General features: G+C 74.4%; 14 protein-coding genes and 1 pseudogene. 11 read left to right on the top strand and 4 right to left on the bottom strand.

Going from position 1 to position 15657, the window contains the following annotated elements:
• The first annotated feature begins 162 nt into the window (after nucleotides 1–162).
• From ACFV4P_RS33200 to ACFV4P_RS33210, 3 genes are all read left to right on the top strand, one after another.
• A complete protein-coding gene (locus tag ACFV4P_RS33200) occupies nucleotides 163–1434 on the top strand; it encodes a nucleotide disphospho-sugar-binding domain-containing protein (protein WP_380477213.1) in 1272 nt (423 codons plus the stop codon).
• 316 nt (nucleotides 1435–1750) lie between these two features.
• Nucleotides 1751–2704 (top strand): ATP-binding cassette domain-containing protein, encoded by a 954-nt coding sequence (locus ACFV4P_RS33205; protein WP_198953258.1) that lies wholly within the window; start codon nucleotides 1751–1753, stop codon nucleotides 2702–2704.
• Nucleotides 2705–2804: 100 nt separating this feature from the next.
• Nucleotides 2805–3569, top strand: a complete 765-nt coding sequence (locus ACFV4P_RS33210) for an ABC transporter permease (RefSeq protein ID WP_380477214.1) — start codon at nucleotides 2805–2807, stop codon at nucleotides 3567–3569.
• Nucleotides 3570–3697: 128 nt separating this feature from the next.
• On the opposite strand, the gene ACFV4P_RS33215 is transcribed toward ACFV4P_RS33210, so the two are convergent.
• From ACFV4P_RS33215 to ACFV4P_RS33230, 4 genes are all read right to left on the bottom strand, one after another.
• Nucleotides 3698–4999: a PLP-dependent aminotransferase family protein gene (locus ACFV4P_RS33215; RefSeq protein ID WP_380477215.1), complete on the bottom strand. Its 1302-nt coding sequence runs from the start codon at nucleotides 4997–4999 to the stop codon at nucleotides 3698–3700.
• Complete coding sequence (locus tag ACFV4P_RS33220) at nucleotides 4996–5991, bottom strand: alpha/beta hydrolase (RefSeq protein WP_380477216.1); 996 nt, start codon at nucleotides 5989–5991, stop codon at nucleotides 4996–4998. Before ACFV4P_RS33220 ends, ACFV4P_RS33215 begins: the two co-directional genes overlap by 4 nt.
• Nucleotides 5991–6893, bottom strand: a complete 903-nt coding sequence (locus tag ACFV4P_RS33225; protein WP_380477217.1) for a class I SAM-dependent methyltransferase — start codon at nucleotides 6891–6893, stop codon at nucleotides 5991–5993. Before ACFV4P_RS33225 ends, ACFV4P_RS33220 begins: the two co-directional genes overlap by 1 nt.
• A gap of 95 nt (nucleotides 6894–6988) precedes the next feature.
• On the bottom strand, nucleotides 6989–8095 hold the full coding sequence (locus ACFV4P_RS33230; RefSeq protein WP_380477218.1) for an alpha-hydroxy acid oxidase: 1107 nt from the start codon (nucleotides 8093–8095) through the stop codon (nucleotides 6989–6991).
• A gap of 189 nt (nucleotides 8096–8284) precedes the next feature.
• On the opposite strand from ACFV4P_RS33230, the gene ACFV4P_RS33235 reads away from it, so the two are divergent.
• The 8 genes and pseudogenes from ACFV4P_RS33235 (at nucleotide 8285) to ACFV4P_RS33270 (ending at nucleotide 15598) form a co-directional block, all read left to right on the top strand.
• Nucleotides 8285–9775 (top strand): class I adenylate-forming enzyme family protein, encoded by a 1491-nt coding sequence (locus ACFV4P_RS33235; protein WP_380477219.1) that lies wholly within the window; start codon nucleotides 8285–8287, stop codon nucleotides 9773–9775.
• A 146-nt stretch (nucleotides 9776–9921) separates the two neighbouring features.
• Nucleotides 9922–10188: an acyl carrier protein gene (locus tag ACFV4P_RS33240; RefSeq protein WP_380477220.1), complete on the top strand. Its 267-nt coding sequence runs from the start codon at nucleotides 9922–9924 to the stop codon at nucleotides 10186–10188.
• Nucleotides 10188–10511, top strand: coding sequence for an acyl carrier protein (locus tag ACFV4P_RS33245; RefSeq protein ID WP_380477221.1), 324 nt, complete (start codon nucleotides 10188–10190; stop codon nucleotides 10509–10511). The genes ACFV4P_RS33240 and ACFV4P_RS33245 overlap by 1 nt, the downstream gene beginning before the upstream one ends.
• On the top strand, nucleotides 10508–11623 hold the full coding sequence (locus ACFV4P_RS33250; protein WP_380477222.1) for a beta-ketoacyl synthase N-terminal-like domain-containing protein: 1116 nt from the start codon (nucleotides 10508–10510) through the stop codon (nucleotides 11621–11623). The genes ACFV4P_RS33245 and ACFV4P_RS33250 overlap by 4 nt, the downstream gene beginning before the upstream one ends.
• Nucleotides 11620–12210 carry a hypothetical protein gene (locus ACFV4P_RS33255; RefSeq protein WP_380477223.1) on the top strand — a complete coding sequence of 197 codons (591 nt, stop codon included), beginning with the start codon at nucleotides 11620–11622 and terminating at the stop codon, nucleotides 12208–12210. Before ACFV4P_RS33250 ends, ACFV4P_RS33255 begins: the two co-directional genes overlap by 4 nt.
• A 55-nt stretch (nucleotides 12211–12265) precedes the next feature.
• Nucleotides 12266–13432: pseudogene (locus ACFV4P_RS33260) on the top strand (class I adenylate-forming enzyme family protein); the annotation flags it as partial.
• A gap of 376 nt (nucleotides 13433–13808) precedes the next feature.
• Nucleotides 13809–14639: a thiamine pyrophosphate-dependent dehydrogenase E1 component subunit alpha gene (locus ACFV4P_RS33265; protein ID WP_380477224.1), complete on the top strand. Its 831-nt coding sequence runs from the start codon at nucleotides 13809–13811 to the stop codon at nucleotides 14637–14639.
• Nucleotides 14636–15598 (top strand): alpha-ketoacid dehydrogenase subunit beta, encoded by a 963-nt coding sequence (locus ACFV4P_RS33270; RefSeq protein ID WP_380477225.1) that lies wholly within the window; start codon nucleotides 14636–14638, stop codon nucleotides 15596–15598. Before ACFV4P_RS33265 ends, ACFV4P_RS33270 begins: the two co-directional genes overlap by 4 nt.
• The last annotated feature ends 59 nt before the right edge of the window (nucleotides 15599–15657 follow it).

The raw sequence follows: 15657 nt of genomic DNA on the forward strand, positions 1-15657 counted from the left end.
ACCGGCCCGCACAAGGGATCTCCGGCGCTTCCTTCCCGACTCCCCCTTGTGGTCTGTACCAGTTCTCCGTCGTTTGCACACGACGCGCACGAATTCCTCGCCCGGCCCGGCAGCCCGCGTCGCCCGCCCGGCCGTCGATCCTCTCCTGGAAGGCCTTCGCCCATGCCCGTGACCACCCCGCTGCGCCTGCTGATCGTGGTGCCGCCGCTCGCCGGACATCTGCTGCCGGCCCGGGCGCTGGCCCTGGCCTGGGCCGCGCGCGGACACCAAGTGGCCTGGGTGGGGCCGGAGTCGGCGCTGCGCCCGGTGCTCGGGGAGGAGGCGGTGTTGCACCCGACCGGCGCCCGGGTGTTCCGGGAGCAGGCGGTCGGCGGGGCGGCGGCGGTGCGGTCGCTCTGGGAGGGCTTCGTGGTGCCGCACACCCGGTTCACGCTGGGGGCGGTGCGCCGCGCCGTGGAGCAGTGGCGGCCGGACGTGGTGCTGGTCGACCAGCACAGCCCGGCGGGCGCGCTGGCCGCCCACGGCGCGGGCGTGCGGTGGGCGACGTTCGCGCCGTCCTCGCTGGAGCTCGGCGAACCGCTGCGCGAAACACTCGGCGAACCGCTGGACGAACCGCTCGGCGAACGGCTCGGCGAACCGCTGGACGGACCGCTCGGCGAACCGCTCGGCGAACCGGTCGGCGAACCGGTCGGCGGCGACGGCGAGTTGGCCGCCTGGCGGGACGGGGTGCTGCGCGGCCTGTGGGAGCGGGCCGGCCTGCCCGCCGCCGAGTTCGCCGATCCGCGCTTCTCCCCCGGCCTGCTGATCGCCCCGACCTGCCGGGAGCTGGCCGGGCTGGACCGGGTGCCCGACGGATACGCCCTGGTCGGGCCGCTGCTCGCGGACCGTCCCGAACCCCCCTTCCCCTGGGGCCGGTTGGAGCCGGGACGCCGCCGGGTGCTGGTCACCATGGGCACGCTGGCCGCCGACGTCGCGGGCGGCTTCCTGCACCGGACGGCGGCCGCGCTCGCCGAACTCCCGGACGTGCAGGCCGTGGTGGCGGGCCCGGGCGACGCCGGGTGGCCGCCGGACGCGGTGGTGTGCGAGCGCGTTCCGGTGCTGGAACTGCTTGAGCGCGGGGCGGTGGACGCCGTACTGTGCCACGGCGGGATGAACACCGTCGCCGAATCCCTGGTCCACGGGCGGCCGTTGGTGGTCGCGCCGATCCGGCACGACCAGCCGGTGACGGCGGGCCGGCTGGCCGCGCTCGGCGCAGCCGTCCGGGTCGACTTCGCCACCGCCACCTCCTCGCAGCTGCACGCGGCACTGCGGGCCGTCCTCGACGACCCGGCGTTCACCGCCGCTGCGAAGCTGCTCGGACGTCAACTCCTGGCGGGCGGCGGCGCGGTGGCGGCCGTCGAGCGGCTGGAGCGGTTCGCGCGCGCACCGCGCTGAGCGACGAGTCCACCACCTGGTCCAGACCATTGTGGGCGGGCGGGGTCCGGCCCTAGGGTCTGCTCCGGCATCCGCCGCCGTCCCCCTCGCCTCGCACCTCCCCCACCGCTTCCGAGCCCACCGCTTCCCGAGTCGCTGCCTTCCATGGCACTGCCTTCCAATCCACTGCTTCCGAGCCACTGCTTCCGAGCCACTGCTTCCGAGCCGCCGCCTTCCAAGGCACTGCTTCCGAGCCCATCGCTCCAGAAGCCACCGCTTCCGCACCGCCACCGAACCCACCGAACCCACCGACCGAGCACAGGAGTCCGGGTTGATCGTGACCAAGGGGCTGCGCAAGTCCTTCCGGCCCCGCCGCGGCGCCGCCACCGTCGACGCGGTGCGCGGCATCGACCTCAACGTCGCGGAGGGCGAGATCTACGGCCTCCTCGGCCCGAACGGCGCAGGCAAGACCACCACGCTGCGCATGCTCGCCACCCTCCTCGCGCCCGACGGCGGCGAGGCCACCGTCGCCGGCGCCGACCTGCGCGCCGAGCCCGGCGAGGTCCGCCGCCGGATCGGCTACGTCGCCCAGGGCGGCGGCACCACCGACCAGGCCACCGCCCGCGAGGAACTCGTCCTGCAGGCCCGGATGTACGGCATCCGCAAGGCCGAGGCACTGCAGCGCGCCGAACAGGGCCTGGCGGCCTTCGACCTGGCCGAGTTCGGCGACCGCCCCTGCAAGACGTACTCGGGCGGCCAGCGCCGCCGCCTCGACCTCGCCCTCGGCGTGGTCCACCGGCCCAGGGTGCTGTTCCTGGACGAGCCCACCGTCGGGCTCGACCCGCGCAGCCGCGCCCAGGTCTGGTCGGAGGTCCGCCGCCTGCGCGAGCAGGGAATGACGGTGCTGATCACCACCCACTACCTGGACGAGGCGGACGCCCTGTGCGACCGGATCGGCATCGTCGACCACGGCGGCATCGTCACCGAGGGCACCCCCGAGCAGCTCAAGCAGGAGATCTCCGGCGACGCCGTCACCATCGGCCTGCCGGGCGCCGAGGACACGGCCCACGCCGAACGTGCCCTCGCCGAACTCCCTTGCGTCCAGCGCCTGGAGGCGCTTCCCGGGCAGGACGGGCTGCGCCTGCACGTGGACTCCGCGGCCACCGCGATCCCGCAGCTGCTGCGCGCGCTGGCCGCCGCCGGCCTGGAGCCGGACCACGTCCAGCTGCAGCGCCCCAGCCTGGACGACGTGTTCCTGGCGCTCACCGGGCGCCCGCTGGTCCACGCCTGACGCCCGCGCTCCCCCTCCCCCCTCCCCCCTCCCCCCTCCCCTCTCCCCGCCCCGCCGCGCCCCGCCTCGCCCTCCGCCGCTCCGACGCCCCGAGGTCCCTGTGAAGCTCGCCCGCGACACCTGGCTGGTCTACCAGCGCCAACTGCTCCTGATGGCCCGCTCGCCCGCATGGCTGGCCGTCGGACTGCTCCAACCCCTGTGCTACCTGCTGCTGTTCGCCCCGCTGCTGACCTCGGCGCTGGCCGCGTCGGGCGCGCACAGCACCGCCGACGCGTACCGGATCTACGTGCCCGGGCTGCTGTCCGCGCTGGCCGTGATGGGCGGCCTGTTCACCGGGTTCACGCTGCTCGGCGAACTGCACGCCGGCGTCATCGAACGCTCCCGGGTGACGCCCGTCAGCCGGGTCGCGCTGCTGCTCGGCCGCGCCCTGCGGGAGACCACCGCGCTGCTCGTCCAGTCGCTGCTGATCGCCGTGCTGGCCATCCCGTTCGGCCTCACCGTCGGCCTCACCGACCTGCTGCTGGCCATGGCGCTGCTCGCGCTGATGGCGCTGATGGCGTCCTCGGTCTCCTACGGCCTGGCGCTGCTGGTGCCCACGGACGCGGCGCTCGGGCCGGTCGTCAACACCATCGCCCAGCCGCTGGCGCTGCTCTCCGGCACCCTGTTGCCGATCGCCCTCGCCCCTGCCTGGCTGCGCACCGCCGCGTCCTGGAACCCCTGCTACTGGGGTGTGGAGGGCATGCGCGCCCTGTTCGCCGGTCACCTCGACGCGCCGGAGGTGTGGCGCGGGCTGCTGCTGACCGGTCTGATGACGGCCCTGGCGGTGGCCTGGGCGTCCCGTCTGTTCGCCCGCCGGATCCGCTGACACCTCCCCGCCGCACTTCCCCGACGCACTTCCCCGACGCGAGAGCACCGTCACGACAGCACGTCACGACAGCACTGAGTGGGGCCAGGCGCAGGATGCCGGGCCCCACTCAGTGCTGTCACGGCGACCTACGACGCCACGCGCTCCGCCACGAAGCAGGCCAGCCGCCGAACGCCCTCGACGATCTGTTCCGGGGTCAGGTACGAGCAGGACAGCCGCAGCTGGTGCTCGCCGCCCCCGCCGGGGTGGAAGCCGTCCATCGGGGTCCACAGCACGCCGTGCTCGCGGGCGCAGGCGTCCAGCGCCCGGGCGTCGGCCCGGAACGGGACGGTGACGACGGCGAAGAAGCCGCCTTCCGGGGTGTTCCAGGTGACTCCGGGAACCAACCGGAAAGCGTTTTCCAGTTGGGTCAGCAGCACGTCCATGTTCTGCGCGTAGAACTCCCGGGCGGGCTCGTTGGCCTCCCGCAGGCGCAGTCCGCCGGCCAGCAGCATGCCGCCGATCACGGCCTGGGCGAGCGCCGAGGTGTTGACGGTGGTCATGCTCTTGAGCTTGGCGAGTTCGTCGGCGAGCAGGCCCGTCCGCCCGTCCGGTGCCAGGACCTGCTGGTCGGCGAGGACGTAGCCCACGCGGGCGCCGGGGAAGCAGGTCTTGGCGAACGATCCGAGGTAGACCACGTTGCGACGGTCGCCGTCCAGCGCCTTCAGGGTGGGCCGGACGGGCCCGTGGCGGCCGAAGAAGCCGTACGGGTTGTCCTCGATCAGCAGCACGCCGGTGGCCTCGGCGACCTCCAGCAGCCGCCGGCGGGCGGCCTCGTCCAGGCTGGCACCGCTGGGGTTGGCGAAGTCCGGGACGACGTAGCAGGCGCGGGGGCGTTTCCCGGCGGCGCGCAGTTCGTGGACGGCGGCGGCCAGGGCCTCCGGGTCGAGGCCGCCGTCGGGTCCGGCCTCGGGCACCGGTCGGACCGTCAGGTCGAGCAGCCGGGCCGCGCCCGTGACGCCGACGTAGCAGGGCGAGGAGACCAGCAGCACGTCGTCCGGGTCGGCGCACAGGGCACGCAGCACCAGCAGCATGCCCTCCTGGGCGCCGACGGTGACGACGAGCGCCTCGGGGTCGGCGGTGATCCGTTCGTCGGCCTCCAGCGCACGGGCGATCAGCGGCGCGATCAGGCCCTTGGTCCGCCCGTACTGGAACACCTCCTGCCGGACCTGGCTCTCCGTCATCCCGCGTTCCTCGCGCAGGTGCCGCAGGTAGGTCTCCAGGTGGCCGTGGATGTCGGCGGGGTCGAAGAACTCCTCGTGCGGGCGGCCCGGCGCGAACGAGATCGCCTCGGGGTAGCGGCCGGTGACTTCGTTGAGGAAGGTCATCGCGTCCAGCAGCGGGTCCGACAGCGAGCCGTGCAGCTCGCCGAGGCGCAGCACCCCGCTCACCGGCCGACCCCCGTCCCGGCCGCCGTGTCGGGGCACAACGCCGTGTAGGGGCACAACGCCGCCTCGGCGTACGACGCCACCAGCCGTTCGGCGGCGAAGAGCTGGGCGGCGCGTCCGTCGTCGAGGACGCCGGGCACGGCGAAGAAACCGTGCGGCATGCCGTCGTAGCGGCGCAGCTCGACGGGGACGCCGGCGGCGTGCAGGGCGGCTGCGTACTCCTCGCCCTCCTCGCGCAACGGGTCGTACTCGGCGGTGATGACGGTGGCGGGCGGCAGGCCGGCCAGCGACGGGGCGCGCAGTGGGCTGGCGAGGGGGTGGGCGGCGTCCGCGGGGTCGGCGAGGTAGTGCGACCAGTACCAGGCCACCGAGTGGCGGTTGAACAGTGCCGGGTCCTCCCCGTCGGCCGCGGCGGTGCGGTGGTCGGTGTTGGGGTAGACGAGCAGCTGGTGGACGAGGGCCGGGCCGCCGCGTTCGCGGGCGAGCAGGGTGAGGGCGGCGGCGAGGTTGCCGCCGGCGCTGTCGCCGCCGACGGCGATCCGGGCCGGGTCGAGGCCGAGGCCCGGCGCGTTGCGGGCGATCCAGTCGAGGGCGGCCCAGCAGTCGTGGACGGCGGCGGGGAAGCGGTGTTCGGGGGCGTGCCGGTAGCCGACGGCGAGGACGTCGGCGCGGGTGCCGTTGGCGAGTACGCGGCAGATCGGGTCGCCGGTCTCCAGTGAGCCGAGGGCCCAGCCGCCGCCGTACAGGTACAGCAGCGCGGGGCCGGGCCGTTCGGCGCGGGCGGCCGGGTGGTAGTGCCGCAGGGTGAGCGGGCCGCCGGGGCCATCGATGGTGAACTCCTCGACGGCGGCGACGGGTTCGCCGGTGCCGGTGGCGGCGCGCAGGTCGGCGAGGTCGGCGGCGCGGGCCGCATCGAGGGTGAGGGTGTACAGCGGCGGGGTGCCGGCGGCGACGCGGCGGGCGCGCATGGCCTCGGCCTGCGGGTGCAGTGGCATCAGTGCGGTCCTCCGGGGGCGACGGCCTCCAGGTAGATCGACTCGTCCTTGCGGAAGGCGGTGTCGAGGTCGGCCACGTCGGGGCGGGTGCCGGTCTGGAACTCCCGTCGTGCGACGGCGAATTCGTGGTAGCCGGCGCGGTCGAGGACGTGCCGGAGCTCGGCCTCGTCGTAGATCCACCGGTGTCCGAAATGGTAGAAGATCTGGTTCAGCATGAAGGCGCGGCGCTCCGGCATCGGCGGTCCGACCCGCATGGTGCGCAGGCGGCGGCGGTGGCGACGGAAGAAGTGTTCCCGGCCGTCGAGGTAGCCGTCGATGTAGCGGGCCAGGTCGGGGGTGGTGAGGCGGAGCACGCCGCCGGGGCGCAGGATGCGGCGGACTTCGGCGAGCCAGTGGACGGCGGTGCCGAGCGGGACGTGTTCGATCAGGTGCTCGGCGTACACCCAGTCGACGCTGTGGTCCGCGAACGGAAGCGGCCGGCCGATGTCGAGCTGGGTGAACAGGGCGGCGCCGTCGATCCGGTAGACCGGTCCGGGCCGGGTGGCGTCCTCGTCGCTGTGCAGGCCGACCAGGTCGGTGCCGAGGCCGTGCGGGTGGCGGGTGCGGAACGCGGCGAACTCGATACCGGTGACGCCGAGCTGTTCGAAGTCCTGGTACGTGTACGGCACTTCGGGCCGGACGGCCTCGATCGACTCGCAGCGGGCGAGGTTCTCGGTGAACGCGTCGGTGCGGACTTCGAGCCCGGCGGGGTCCTCCCAGTCCCATTCGGCGAACAGGTCGCCACCGGGCGCGGGCCCTCCCGTCTCGGGTTCGACGGGTGCGGGCCCACCGGTCTCGGGTTCGGCGCCCTCGGCTCCGGCGGGTGCGGCTACGGCGGGTGCGGGTTCTGCGGTGGTCGCCACGGGGCGGGTCCTTTCATGCGTGCGCCGGGGGCGGAACGACCAACCTTGTCGGTGTCTCGTCACGGCCCCCTATATATAAGGAGAGCGATGCGCCGTCAGAGCGGCGGCGGAGCGTCGGTCGGCCAGGGCACCAGCGTGCTCCGGTCGAGGTGCGCGAGCGTGCGCCGGCCGGCCAGCACCATGGTGTCGAGCAGTTCCTCGCGCAGCAGGTCGAGCACCGCCCGGGCGCCGTCCGCGCCGCCGTGGGCGAGCCCCCAGAGCACGGGGCGGCCGACCAGCGCGGCGCGGGCGCCGAGCGCGAGGGCCTTCGCCAGGTCGGAGCCGTGCCGCAGTCCGCCGTCCATCAGCACGGGGTACCCGGTGGGGACGGCGTCCACCACCTCGGACAGGACGGCCAAAGCGGGTGGTACACCGTCGAGTTGGCGTCCGCCGTGATTGGAGACGATCAGTGCGTCGACGCCGTGCTCGACGGCGAGTCGGGCGTCCTCGGTGGTGAGCACGCCCTTGAGCACCAGCGGTAGCCGGGTGTGCCGCCGTAGCCAGGCCAGGTCGGCCCAGCTGACGGCGGCGTCGAACTGCCGCCGGGAGTGCTCCTCGATGCCGGACCGTCCGGCGGCCGACTGCCGGGCGCTGCTGGTCAGTTCGGGGTCGAGGTTGGCGGCGGTCAGGCCGGCCGGCAGCGCGAACGCGTTGCGCAGGTCGCGCAGTCGGCGGCCGACCTTGGGCGCGTCCACGGTGAGCACCAGGGCCCGGTAGTCGGCCTGTTCGGCCCGCCGCACCAGCGCGGTGAGCGCCTCGCGGTCGCGCAGCCAGTAGAGCTGGAGCCAGCGGGGCGCGCCGGGGGCGGCGGCCGCGATCTGTTCCAGGGTGCGGCCGGCGAAGATGCTGACGATCAGCAGCGCGCCGGCCTCGGCGGCGGCCCGGGCGGTGGCGATCTCCCCGTCGGGGTGGGCGAGTTGGTGGTAGGCCATCGGCGCGACCCCGAACGGGGCGGCCAGCGGGGCGCCGAGCAGCTCGGTGCCGCAGTCGGGCGTCGAGACGTCCACCAGGACGCGCGGACGCAGCACGTACCGGCGCCAGGCGTCGAGGTTGGCGCGCCGGCTCCACTCCGAGCCGGCCCCGCCTTCGAAGAAGTCCCAAGTCGCCGCAGGCAGCAGGCTCTTCGCGAGCGCGCCGTGCTCCGCCAGGGTGAGCGGAACCATCGTCTCCGAACCTCCTGATGATCCGTCAACCGGTGCGAAAACGAGGGACAGCGTAGGGGTCCGCTCGCCACTGGTATAGACCTTGACCCTTGATGCGCTCCCGTGCAAAGGTCGGCTCTCGACGGGGGATCCACACTGAAGCCTCACAACTTCCGACCCATGCTTCCCATTCGAGCGCGTGGAGTTGCGTTGACGTTGATCCCGATCCCGGTGCGCGGCCGCACGGTTGCCGCGGACTGGGTGGACGAGCAGTTACTCGCCGGACCGGACGGCGAACCGTGCCTGCGCTTCGGCGCTCCGGTGAGCAGGGGGACGCTTCGGGCGCTGGTCGCCGAGCGGCAGCGGCAGTTGGCCGCGGCCGGTCTCGGCGAACTGGGCACGGTCGCCCTGCGGATGGCGCCGTCGGCGGAGTTCGTCGCGGTGCTGTTGGCGGCGTGGCGGGCCGGTGCCCGGGCGGTTCTGCTGGACCACCGCCTCACCGAGGTCGAAGTGGACCGCGCGGTGGACCGGCTGCACGCCCGGCTGCTGGTCGAACTCGTCGACGGGCGGCCGCGGTTCAGGCAGCTGCCGACCGCGGTGTCCGAGGGCGGCGAGGCCATGGGGCTGGCCGCCGGCGACCACGCGCTGGTGCAGCTCAGTTCGGGCTCGACCGGCCCATCCAAGGTGATCGGCCGGACGGCGGGCGACCTGCTGCGCGAACTCGACTGCTACGCAAGGCTGCCGGAGTTCCCGGCCCGGGGCGAGCGCACCGTGCTGCTGTCCTCGACGGTGCACGTGCTCGGCCTGGTCGGCGGGCTGCTGCACGCCCTGCACGCGGGCGTGGAGCTGGTGGTGCCACAGCGGATGACCCCCGCGGGCATCCTGAACGCGATCGCCGACGGCGCCGCCCCGACCACCGTGATCGGGGTGCCGTTCCACGCGGAGCTGCTGGCCGCCGTGGCCGCGCCGCCCGTGCTCCCGCAGCTGCGGCGGATGGTCGTGGCCGGCGAGTTGGTCCGGCCGGGGCTTCCCGACGCGTTCCGCGAGCGCTACGGTGTGCCGCTGGGCACGATGTACGGGATGACCGAGACCGGGGTCATCGCCACCGATCTGACGGGCCGCCACCATCCGGCCCTGCAACCCGTGCACGGCATGGAACTCTCCCTGGAAGCGGGCGAGTTGCACATCACCCGCACCCGTTCCCCGTACCTGGGCCTGACCGATCCGACCCGCTGGTCGGCCGGCCTGCTGCACACCAGGGACGCCGCCCTGCTCGATCCCGCCACCGGCCGGGTGACGGTGCTGGGGCGGCGCGACTCACAGATTTCCATCGGCGGCCTCAAGGTCGACCTGAACGAGGTCGAGCAGACCCTGACCGGGCTTCCCGGCGTGGTCGAGGCCGTGGTGGTGTTCGCCGACGGCGCGATCGAGGCGTATGCCGCGACCGCCGACGGCACCTCCCTCCCGCCGTCCGAACAGGGCGGCACCTGTCTCCCGCCGTCCGAACAGGGCGGCACCTCCCTCCCGCCGTCCGAACAGGGCGGCGCCGCCGAGCGGTTGCGCGAACTGCTCGGCAGGGAACTGGCGGGCTACAAGCTGCCCCTCCGCCTGCACCTGATACCGCAGCTCCCCCGGACCGCCACCGGGAAGCTGCTGCGGGACGTCGTCGCCCTGCGCCGACAGGTCGACTCCGCCCGCTGATCCGCCCCTCCTCCCCCGTTCCGCGGCAGTGCGCCCGGACGGGCGGACGGCTCCAGACACCGTCCGCCCGTCCGTCGGTGCGCCCTGCCCGAAACATCCCGCAGCAGACAACCCCGACACCCCGACGCGCTGGAGAGACCAAGTCCATGCAGGAACAGATCCGCTCGTTCGTTCTCGCCACCCTGGCGACGATGAACTACGACGTCTCGCAGGTCACTTCGGAGACCGACCTCGGCCCGGCCGGCCTCGACCTGGAGTCGCTCGCGCTGGCCGACCTGGCGGTGCAGGTCGAGGAGAAGTTCGGCATCCGCTTCGAGCTGGACGACATGGAGTCCACCGCGCTGATGACGATCGACGAGTTCAGCGCCGAGGTCGCCGACCGGATCGCCAAGTCCTCGGTGGGCAGCGCCTGATGAGCGCCGACCACACCGAGCCGCACGCCGGCCTGGCCGAGCCGCGCTTCGACCACACCGAGCCGCACGCCGGCCGCGCCGAGCCGCGCTTCGACCGCACCGAGGCGATCGCGATGCTCGCCCGCTACGGCGACCGCTCCCCCGAGCAGGTCGACGAACAGCTGGGCTCACTCGAACTGACCTGGCTGATCGCCGAGGCCGAGCAGGCCTACGGCATCCAACTCGACCTGGACGACCACCACTTGGACGCCATCCGGACCGTCGACGACGCGGTCGCCGCACTGGGCGCCCAACTCGACGCCCGTACCGCCGTCGCGCCATGACGCCGACCGCTCCCCGGAACGGTCCGCCGCGGCGCACCGTCCTGGTCGGCGGCATCGGCGTCCGCTCGGCCTTCGGGCCCGGGCTGCCCGCGCTGCTGAACGGGGTGCTGGCCGGCCGGCCCGCGTTCGTCCCCGTGGGCCGCTTCAGCACCGCCGGGCACCGCACCGACCTGGCCGCCGTCCCCGACGGCGACGCAGCCGAACCGCCGAGCCTGGTCGACCAGTTGGTCTCCGTGCTCGCCGAGGCGGGCGCGCTCGACGGCCGCCCCGACGGCGCGCCCGAGGACCTGCTGCTCGCCCTGCACGGCGATCGGCGGGCCGGACCGGTCGCCCAGGAGGTCGCCGAACGCACCGGGCTTCGGCCCCGGGTGTACACCGGCGCGCGCGTGGCGGCCACCACGGCCGTCGCCGACGCCGCCGCGCTGATCGCCTCCGGTCGGCGCGAACGGGTGCTGGTCGCCGCCGGCTACCTGGTCGAGCCGGACACCTTCGCGGTGTTCGACGCCGGCCGGGCGCTGGCCGGGGACGGCGCCGTCCGCCCGTTCAGCCTGGGCCGGCAGGGCATGCTGCTCGGTGACGCGGTGGTGGCCGTCATCCTGGAGTCCGTGCCGTCGCTACGTCGCCGTGGCGGCCGCAACCCGCTGGCCCGGATCGCCGGTTGGGCCCGCACGGGGGACGCCCACCACGTCTGCCGGCCGCACCCGGAGGGCGTCGGGCTGGCCCGGGCGGTGCGGGTCGCGCTCGCCCGGGCGGGCGCCCCACCGGACGCGATCGCCTACGTCAACGCCAACGGCGCCGGGTCGAAGCTCGGCGACCTCGCCGAGGCCGCCGCGCTGCGCACCGTCTTCCCGGCCGGAACCCCGCCGGTCAGCTCCACCAAGTCCGTCCACGGCCATGCCCTGGAGGCTTCCGCCCTGCTCGAACTCGCCGTCACCGTCGGCGTGTTGCAGGCCGGTTCGCTGCCCGTCAACGCCGGCTGGCAGCATCCGGACCCGGGCTGCCCGCTCGACCTGGTCCTCGACCACCCCCGACCCGCCGCCCCCGGGCTCGCCCTCACCCTGAACTCGGCGTTCGGCGGCGCGAACACCGCCCTCCTGGTGGCCGCCGCATGACCGCCCCCGCCCCCGATCCACTGCGAACGACCTCCCGCACCCCCGACCCACTCCGAACGACCGGCACCGACCCCGACCCGCTGCGGACGCCAGCCCCCGCCCACCGCCCGCTGCGGGTGCTCGCCTCCGCCGCCTGGCCCGAACAACCGGGCGACCGGCTGCCGCCCATCGCCGGGTTCGTCGAGTCCAGCTTCAACCCGCTGGTGGCCGAGACCGCCGATCGCTGTCTGCGCCGCCACTACGGGCCGCCGCCCGCGCTCGGCGCGCCGCGCACCGCGCTGCTGCTGGCCAGTGCGACCGGCGACACCGGCACCGCGGACGCCCTCGCCCTGGCCACCTCCACCGGCCGGCGCGTCCCGCCCCTGCTGTTCTTCCAGTCCAACCCGAACGCCGTACTCGGCCACCTCGCCGCCCGCTGGCAGCTCGACGGCCCGGTCGTCTCACTCGGCCCCGGCTTCGACACCGAGGACGAACTCCTCGACCGGGCGGGCCTGTTGATCGAGGACGGCGACGCCGAGCAGGTCCTGCTGATCACCGCCGCACAGGGCCCGCCCGACCGCGCCACCGCCGCCCTGCTCGCCCCCTGACACCCCGCCGGTCATGCCGACGACGACGTCCCGCACCACGAGAAGAACGGGATCCATGAGCCTCCGCACCCTGCGCGCCGCGCTGTCCGAGGACAGCTCCGTCGGCGCCGGCAACGTCCTGACCACCCGGGTCGAGCAGGGACTCGGCCTCGACTCGCCGACCCTCACCTTCGACACCTCCGTCGAAGGCCACCCCGCCCACACTGCTCTGACGCTTCGTCAACTCGACCTGGCGGTAAGGAAGCGGGCGTCCGCCCTGCATGCAGCCGGGGTGCGGCGGAGTGACCCGGTGGCGGTGCAGGCGTCCGCGGCGGCCGACCAGGTGCTGGCGTTCCTCGCACTGAACCGCCTCGGCGCCGTCCCGGCCCTGCTCAACCCGGCGCTGGACGCGGACAGTTCGGCCCGCTACCTGCGCCGGTTGAACGCGGCCGGGCTGCTCACGGACGCCGACCACGCCAAGGCCCTGGCGGGTCACGACCACGGCATCCCGCTTCTCGCCGACACCGCCGAACTCTCCGACGGCGACCCGGAGTTCGCCCCCACCCCGTACCGGCACTGGCCCACCGACCCGGTCGCGATCACGCACTCCTCGGGGACCACCGGCCTGCCGAAGGCCGTGCTGCACTCGCACCGCAGCCTGTACGCGGCGATCCGGCACCGGCTGCTGCTGCCGCGCCCGCAGGGCATCGACCGGGTGCTGAGCGCGCTGCCCGCCGCACACGCCGCCACCCTGATCGCCGTCAACCTGGCGCTCAGCTTCGACGCCCAACTCCACCTGCTGTCGAGCCAGTCGGGGCCGGTGGTGCTGGACGCGATCGAGCGCTGGCAGCCGCTCGGCGTGTACGGCTTCGCCACCACCTGGGCCGATCTGGCCCGGCACGACCTGTCGGCGCGCGACCTGTCCTCGGTCGGCCTGTGGTGGAACACCGGCGACTGCGCGCACGAGACCCACATCCGCCGCCTGGTCGCCCAGGGCTCGCGCGAGACCGCCACCCGGCAGGGCCGGGTCCGCACCGCCGGCTCGGTGTTCATCGACGGCCTCGGCTCCTCCGAGATGGGCCACTCGCACTTCTTCATCACCCACACCGTCGACTCCGACCGCTACGGCCGCTGCGTGGGCCGCCCGCACGCTTTCGTGGACTGCGCGATCCTCGACCCGGACGGCAACGAGCTCGGCCCGGGCGAGGTCGGCGAACTCGGCACCCGCTCCCCCACCCTCGCCGTCGGCTACTGGAACGACTCCGTCACCACCCACCGCACCCGCCTGCGCGACTACTTCCTCACCGGCGACCTGATGTACCGCGACGAGGACGGCTACTACTACCACGTGGACCGCGCCGTCGACACCGTCGACCTCGGCGACGGCCGCCGCCTGCACACCGCCGCCAGCGAGGAGCGCGTCCTCGCCGCCTGCCCGGACGTACTGGACTGCACGGTGGTGGCGCTGCGCGACGGCGACCGCGTCGTCACCGACGTCCTGCTGCAACTCGCCCCGGCCGCCGCGGAGTCCGACGAGCTCACCGCCCGGGTGGGTGCGCTCGGGGCTGATCGTCGGCGGCACCCATCCGTACATCGGCCAGGAGGCGGTGGCGGTCGGTGTGTGCGCGGCGCTCGCGCCGGACGACGGGTTGACGTCCACCCACCGGGGCCACGGCCACGTTCTCGCCAAGGGCGCCGATCCGGGCCGGCTGCTGGCCGAACTCGCGGGCCGCGTCGACGGGTTGAACCGGGGCCGGGGCGGGTCGATGCACGCGGCGGACTTCTCGCTGGGCATCCTCGGCGCGAACGGCATCGTCGGCGCGGGCGCGCCGATCGCGGTCGGCGCGGCCTGGGCGGCGCAGCGGCAGGGCCGGCCCCGGGTGGTGGCCTCGTTCTTCGGTGACGGCGCGCTCAACCAGGGGGTGCTGCTGGAGGCGTTGAACCTGGCGTCGATCTGGCGGGCCCCGGTGCTGTTCGTGTGCGAGAACAACGGCTACGCGACGACGCTGCCGGCCGGTGCGGCGGTGGGCGGTTCGGCGTGCGGCCGGGCGGAGGCGTTCGGCATTCCGGCGGAGACGGTGGACGGCATGGACGTGGAGGCGGTCCGGGCGGCGGCCGGGCGGATGGTGGAGCGGGCGCGGGCGGGCGGCGGCCCGGGGTTCCTGGAGTGTCTGACGTACCGCTTCGAGGCGCACCACACCATGGAGCGCCGCTTCCGTCTCGCCTACCGCACCGCGCAGGAGGTGGCGGCGTGGCGGGCCCGCGACCCGCTGGCCTCCGCCGCTGCGGCCCTGCCGTCGGCCGCGGTCGCCGCCATCGACGCCGAGGTCGGCCAACTTCTGCTCGATTCGGCCGAGTTCGCGCTCGCCTCGGCGGAGCCGGATCCTTTGACGGCCGGCGATCACCTGTATGCGAGCGGGCTCCGGCCCCGGTCGGGGGCGGCGCTGTGACCCTGTTGTCGTACGCGAAGGCGATGAACCGGGCGCTGGCGGACGCGTTGGCGGCCGACCCGGCGGTGTGCGTGTTCGGCGAGGACGTGGGCGCGGGTCTGGCCGGGCTGACGCTGGGCCTGCAGCAGCGGTTCGGCGCGGAGCGGGTGGTGGACACCCCGCTGTCGGAGCAGGCGTTCACCTCGGCGGGCATCGGCGCGGCGCTGTCCGGGATGCGTCCGGTGATCGAGTTGCAGATCCCGTCGCTGCTGTTCCTGGTGTTCGAGCAACTCGCCAACCAGGCACACAAGTTCTCGCTGATGACGGGCGGCCAGGCGCGGGTTCCGCTGACCGTGGTGGTGCCCGGTTCGGGGTCCCGCAGCGGCTGGGCCGGGCAGCATTCGGACCATCCGTACGGCCTGTTCGCGCACGTCGGCATCAAGACGTTGGTACCGGCGACGCCCACCGACGCGTACGGGCTGCTGAGTTCGGCGATCGCGGACGACGACCCGGTCGTGCTGTTCGCCCCGGCGGGTGCGCTGGGCGGCCGGGAGGACGTGACGGCGCCGCTGGGGCCGGTGCCGCTGGGCGTGGCCCGGACGCACCGGGCGGGCACGGACGTCACGGTGGTCGCGGTCGGCCATCTCGTCCATCAAGCGCTGGCGGTGGCCGAGGAGTTGGCGGGTGAGGCGTCGGTGGAGGTGCTCGATCCGCGCACCCTGTACCCGCTGGACCGGGCGGCGCTGCTGGCCTCGCTGGAGCGCACCGGGCGGCTGGTGGTGGTGGACGATTCCAACCGCTTCGCCGGGTTCGCCGCCGAGGTGCTGGCGGTCGCCGCCGAGGAGGGCCGGCTGCTCGCCGCTCCGCGCCGGGTGACGCGCCCGGACGGCGCGGTGCTGCCGTTCGCGCTCGGCCTGGACCGGGCGTTGCAGCCTGGGGCCGACCAGCTGCGGGAGGCGATCCGCGCCGTCCTGAAGTGAGCCCGCCCCAACGCGCGGGAGCGGCCTCGCCGACGCCCGCACCCGGGGCGGGTGCGGGC

It is taken from the genome of Kitasatospora sp. NPDC059795 (assembly GCF_042732175.1).
Taxonomy (GTDB): domain Bacteria; phylum Actinomycetota; class Actinomycetes; order Streptomycetales; family Streptomycetaceae; genus Kitasatospora.